This window comes from Desulfococcus sp., from assembly GCF_041737845.1.
GTDB lineage: Bacteria > Desulfobacterota > Desulfobacteria > Desulfobacterales > Desulfococcaceae > Desulfococcus.
Genome location: NZ_JBGSQX010000090.1, coordinates 1 through 5,868, shown reverse-complemented (window position 1 = coordinate 5,868; position 5,868 = coordinate 1). Strand labels below are relative to the sequence as shown.

The window sequence follows — 5,868 nt, the reverse complement described above, 5'->3', positions numbered from 1 at the left end:
GGTCGGGGCCGCCGCCTGCCTGACCGGCGCGGGCTTCATGGGGCCCAGCTTGGAGCGCCTTGGCCGCGGGGAGGGATGCGCGGGCACCCTCTCCATTGAGGAGATCTCCCGGGATCTCCCCCCGCGGTTGATCCGCCGGCTCAAGCGGCTTTCCCGGATGGCCCTGTCCCTGGCTACGTCGGCACGGGATGCGGCGGGGCGCGAGACGTCTCCCGCGGCCGTTTTCTGGGGAACGGGCTGGGGGCCCCTCTCGGAAACCCATGATTTCCTCGATCAACTGGCCGCATCCCGGCACCGGTTCGCCAGTCCCACCGATTTCGTGGGCTCGCTTCACAATGCCCCGGCCGGCCACGTCGCCGCCCACTTCAATGCCCGCGGGCCCAGCATCACCGCCACCGGCGGGGACGCCTCCTTTGAACAGGCCCTGCTCTGCGCGAGCCTCATGGCCCATGAGATCGACGGCCCCTTTCTGGTATTGGGAGCGGATGAAGCCCATCCGCGCTTTACCCCGCTTTTCGACCCCTCGGCGGCTCTCGCGAAACACCCGTCCGACGGCGGCGGTGCCCTCTGGGTCCACGGAATGCGGAAGGACGGCGAATCCGGCGTCCGTGTCTATCCGGCGGTCCTGGCCCCGGCCGAGGAGTTCCGGCCGGCCGATATGGTGGCCGCCCTGGGCGGCCCTGCGCGGCTCCGGAGCGATTTTGCCGCAGTTTTCGCAGGAATCCCGGCCGCGTGGCGGGAGGACGGGGCCGCCTGCCTGAAGGAATTTCTCTCGGTTTCAGGATTTGACGGCCCGGTCCTGGATTTCCGGCGGCAGATCGGCGAATTCGCCACGGCCTCAGCGGCGGCCGTGGCCGTGGCCGTGGAAGCTTGCCGCCGGAAAACGATCCTGGCGCCGCCGGACATCCCGGCACCCCTTTCCCTGGAGAGCCGGGGCATCCTGGTCCTTGGGCTGGGCGCCTGCCTGAGCGCCGTGGCGGTGCTGCCGTGAAGATTCTGCTCGTCTCCGCCAACGGCCTTGCCGCCCCTTACCCGGTGTATCCCCTGGGGCTCGATTATGTGGCCGCCGCTGTCGGGCCCGGCCATGAGGTGAAGGTCGCGGATGTCCATCTGCTGCCCGAACCCGCGGCCCTGACGGAATCGATCCGGGCGTTCGGGCCGGATCTCGTGGGCCTGTCCCTCCGCAATATCGACAACACGGACCTGTCGGCGCCCGAAGGGTTTGTGGGCCGCTACCAGGCACTGGCCTCGGTGATCCGGGAAGCGACGGCGGCCCCCCTGGTTCTGGGCGGGAGCGGATTCACCCTCTTTCCCCGGGAGATGATGTCGGCCATGGGCGCCGATTACGGCATCGTGGGGGAGGGCGAGCGCTTCGGCCTGCTGGTGTCTGCCCTGGCCCGAGGGGAGAAGACGCCGGCATTTCCCGGCCTGATCGCGGCGGAGGTCCGCCCGGAATCCGGGGACGCGGTTTCCGGCCCCTGGAAGGGCGGGTTCGGCCGAAGGTTCGACAGGAACGCCCCCCATGTGGCGTTCTACCTGGCCAAAGGCGGGATGCTCAACCTGCAGACCCGAAGGGGATGCCCCTTCCAGTGCATCTATTGCACCTATCCCCACATCGAGGGCCGGCGGTCGCGCTTCACCGCGCCGGAGGCGGCGGCCCGGACCGCCATGGACCTCCAGGAGGCCGGGGCCCGATACCTCTTTATCACGGACTCGGCCTTCAACGCCGACTATGCCCACAGCGCGGCCGTGGGCCGGGCTTTTGAGCGGCTCGGTCTGTCCATCCCTTGGGGCGCCTTTTTTGCGCCCACCCGGCCGCCTGCGGACTACTACCTGCGCCTGGCCGATGCCGGGCTGCGTCATGTGGAATTCGGCACGGAATCCCTGTCGGACCCCGTGCTCTTTGCCTACGGCAAACCCTTTCGGACGGCGGATGTTCTGGAAAGCCATCAGGCGGCCCGGGCGGCCGGGGTCCACGCGGCCCACTATTTTCTCCTGGGCGGACCCGGGGAAACGCGGGAGACCCTTACGCGAACCCTTTCCAATATTGACAAACTGGAAAAAACCGTTCTATTTTTTTTCTGCGGCATGCGGATTTATCCCCACACGAGGCTCTATGACATGGCCATCGGGGAGGGGCAGATATCCGAGGGCACGCCCCTCCTGGAACCGGTTTTTTACCGATCGCGTGATATGGATGAGCGGGAGATTGTCGAGAAGGTCGAAGAGCGGCGCGCCGGACGATCCAACTGGTTGATCGGGGCCGGCGGAAGCGAGGTCGCCAGCACCCTGGACAGGATGTATGCCAGGGGATATTCCGGGCCCCTCTGGGAATATCTGATCCGGTGAGGTGGTCCTGATGGCATGGCAGCTTTTTGAAGACACCCGCATGGACCCGGAGGGTGGATGGCGCGCCCGGGTCCGGGTGGAAGCGGATTCCCCCTGGTTTTCAGGGCATTTCCCGGAGGATCCGATCCTGCCCGGGATCGCCCAGCTGGCCATGGTTCTGGAGACCCTCCGGTTTGCTTTCGGGGCGGTCCGGATCACCGGGGTCCGCCGGGTGCGTTTCAAACGGGTGATCCGCCCGGGCGATTCCCTGGAGATCCGTATCCAACCGAATCCGGGAGGGGTTGCGCATGCCTTCCAGATCCAGGTCGGTGAGGATATCGCGGCAAGCGGCATGATGACCGTTGAACCCGGCGGCCCCGAAAGGCCCCAACCCCGTAAAGAAGCCCATAAAGGAGACGAAGCAGAGATGGTGGTGGAAACCGACAAGGTCATCCGTCATGTGGCGGAGGTGATGATCAATGAGCTCAAGCTGGAGGACGTGACGCCGGAAACCTTTGACGCCGACGTCGATCTGGTGGACGAGGTGGGGATCGACAGCATGGACCTGGCCACCGTGGCCCTGGTGCTTCAAGACGAATACGTCATCCGCATCGACGAGGACGACTACCCGAAGCTGACGACGGTTCGGTTGATCGCCCAATACATCCAGAACAAGAAACATGGCTGACCCCCGGGGCCATGAGCGAAGGCCAACGCCCTCGACATCCGCCCCGGCCCATGCCTCCGGGAGCACGTCCGTGGAAATTGCTGGAGAAACCAAACGCCCGCAGCCTGAAAAAACATGGAAATTTTCAGAAATCCTGGCGGATCCGGAAACCCGAAACCGATGGGAGACGGTCCGCCGGTATTTTTTCCTGAGGGAGTCCACCTATGACATGACCCACCAGTGCAACATCCGCTGCGAGGGATGTTACTACTTTGAGGGGGAGAAGCAGTCCGCGGCCGAAAACCGCGACCCCGAGGCCTGGCGGATCCTGATGCGGGAGGAGAAGGCCCGGGGCATCACCTTTGTGGTGCTGGCCGGGGCCGAGCCCTCCCTGGTCCCCGAACTCTGCCGGGTCTGCCACGAGGAGATCCCCCTGGGGGCCGTCGCCACCAACGGCCTCCGGTTCATTCCCGAGGACGTGGGGTATAAGATCCATATCTCGGTCTGGGGCGACGACGAGACCAGCCGGAAGACCCGCGGGGCGAAGGAGATGCTCCCCCGGCAGATCGACAACTACGGGGGCGACCCCCGGGCCGTTTTCGTCTACACCTTCACCCGGCACAACATCGACCAGGCCCCCGGGGTGATGGCCGCCCTGGCCGGCAGCGGGTGCAAGGTCACCTTCAACATGTTTTCGGCCCCGGTGGGATACGCGGGGGATCTCCGCCACACCGAGGACTCCCTCCAGCACACCCGCAGGGTCATGCTGGAACTCCTGGACCGGCATCCGGACACCCTGCTCTTCTCCCCTTACAGCGCGGTTGCCCACACCCATCGGTTCGGCCTGCACCATCTCTTTTCCTGCAGCTATCCCCGGATGAACCCCTCCACGGACGTGGGGCTGGGCCGCTCCTTCCGCCAGTACCGCACCGACCTGACCTGGGATCGGGAGGCGGCCTGCTGCGTGCCCGACACCGACTGCCCGGACTGCCGCCACTATGCCGCCGGAAGCGCCGTGGTGACGGCCCGCCTCTTCCGGCATGCCGCAGACCCCGAAACCTTCCGGGCGTGGCTGGATTACGTGGACACCTATCTGTCCGTGTGGGTCACGGGGTACGAAAAATCCCCCAACCTGGGTTTGCGGCCGACTGCGCCACCGGGCCACGGCCTTTTCTGAAGGAGTCGTCTATCCATGAAGACCGTCAGTTCACTGCTGGACCCCGAATGGCACGAGCGATACAAAAGGATCGCAAAGCTCAACATCCGGAGCTCCATCTACGATGTCACCAATCGCTGCAACCTGCGATGCAGGGGATGCTTTTTCTTTTCGTCCGGCGAGCACCGGGCGGCGGATGAAGAGACGGACATCACGGCATGGGAGGCCTTCGTGGACCGGGAGACGGACCGCGGGGTGAACCTGGCCATCCTGATCGGCGGGGAGCCCACCCTCTGCCTGGACCGGGTGGAGGTCTTTTACCGGCGCCTGCCCACCTTCTGCGCCACCAACGGACTGATCAAGGTGCCCCGGGACCGGTTCCCGGACCTCATGGTGGGCATCTCCCTGTGGGGGGACGAGGCCGACGAAACGTTGCTTCGGGGAAAGGACACCTTTGCCGTCTCCAGCAGAAATTACGCGGGCGACCCCCACGCCTACTATCTCTATACCATCACCCCCCGCCAGATCGGAAAGACCGAAAAGATCATCCGCAAGGTCCGCGACGCCGGGCTCAAGATCCACATGCAGCTTCTGTCCAACGACGAGGGGGTGGACGGGTTCTTCTGGAAGCCCGGGGAGCTTGTCGCCATCCGCCATGAAATGGACGGGATGCTGGAGAAATACCCGCAGACGGTTATCTCCTCCCGGTATTACCACGAAATCATCACCACCGGGAAAATGATGGGGCGGACCTTCGGATGGCAGGAGTGCCCCTCCGTGACCGAGCCCCTGGACACGCGGACCCCGCAGCCCAAACGGCTGATCCATTTCATCCGGTGGGCATCGGATCTTTCCACCATGCACCGGTGCTGCACCTCCGAAACCCGGGACTGCGGCACCTGCAAGGACGGCGCGGCCCACATGAGCTGGGTGATGGTCAACAAGCGGGCCCACATCCAGACCCCCCGGGACCTCCAGAACTGGATCGAGGTCTACGAGATGTTCGCCAAACTCTATCAATTCATCCCGTGGTAGACGGCATGGATGACAGATGCCCCGTCATCGTCGGGTATGACGCCGTTTCTCCCCTGGGCACGGCCCTGGACGCCCAGTGGCGCCGGGCAGCGGCCGGGGAAAGCGGCATCGGGCCCCTGACCCGGTTTCCCCTGGACCCCGGGTTTCCGGTGCGCATCGCCGGTCAGGTGGAGGAGATCGACCCGGGCCCCTATCCCTTTCTGAGCCCCCGGGCCCTGGCCCTCTGGCCCTCCCCCATTTTCAGGTACGCCCTGCTCACGGTCCATCGGGCATTGACGCACGCGGGCATCGAGATCACGCCGGATATCGCCCCCCGGGTGGCGGTGACCTACAGCTCGGCCGTGGGCGGCCAGGACGCGCTGCTCCACGCCGACCGCCGCATGATCTCCGAGGGCAGACTGCCGCCCCCCTATGCCAACCCCAACGCCTGCATCAACATGGTGGGCGGCAAGGTCTCCATCCTGACCGGGGCCACCGGCCCCATCGCCGCGACGATCGCGGCCTGCGCCACGGGGACGGTCTCCATGATCATGGGGGCCATGCTCCTCACGGCCGGCCGGGCCGACATGGCCATCTGCGGGGCCGTGGATTTCGCCCTGGTGGAGCCCATCGTGGCCGGATTCGCCACCATGAACGGGGCCTACGTCCCCCGCCCCGACGCGCCGGAGGAGGCGCCGGAGCG

The 5,868-nt window shown here is 65.8% G+C and carries 6 protein-coding genes; all 6 read left to right on the top strand.

The genetic code is table 11. The annotated features are described in order from the left end of the window. A partial coding sequence (locus ACEW8N_RS10515; RefSeq protein ID WP_373499773.1) for a beta-ketoacyl synthase chain length factor occupies nucleotides 1-991 on the top strand: 991 nt, incomplete at its 5' end. Beyond that, a complete protein-coding gene (locus ACEW8N_RS10510; protein ID WP_373499772.1) occupies nucleotides 988-2,349 on the top strand; it encodes a lipid biosynthesis B12-binding/radical SAM protein in 1,362 nt (453 codons plus the stop codon). The genes ACEW8N_RS10515 and ACEW8N_RS10510, both read left to right, overlap by 4 nt. Before the next feature lie 10 nt (nucleotides 2,350-2,359). After that, the gene (locus ACEW8N_RS10505) at nucleotides 2,360-3,016 is read left to right on the top strand and encodes a phosphopantetheine-binding protein (RefSeq protein ID WP_373499771.1); all 657 of its coding nucleotides are present in this window, start codon (nucleotides 2,360-2,362) and stop codon (nucleotides 3,014-3,016) included. Nucleotides 3,017-3,086: 70 nt separating this feature from the next. Next, the gene (locus ACEW8N_RS10500; protein ID WP_373499770.1) at nucleotides 3,087-4,172 is read left to right on the top strand and encodes a radical SAM protein; all 1,086 of its coding nucleotides are present in this window, start codon (nucleotides 3,087-3,089) and stop codon (nucleotides 4,170-4,172) included. Between the two features lie 15 nt (nucleotides 4,173-4,187). After that, nucleotides 4,188-5,186: a radical SAM protein gene (locus ACEW8N_RS10495; RefSeq protein WP_373499769.1), complete on the top strand. Its 999-nt coding sequence runs from the start codon at nucleotides 4,188-4,190 to the stop codon at nucleotides 5,184-5,186. 5 nt (nucleotides 5,187-5,191) lie between these two features. After that, the coding region (locus ACEW8N_RS10490) for a beta-ketoacyl synthase N-terminal-like domain-containing protein (protein WP_373499768.1) at nucleotides 5,192-5,868 on the top strand (677 nt) is incomplete at its 3' end.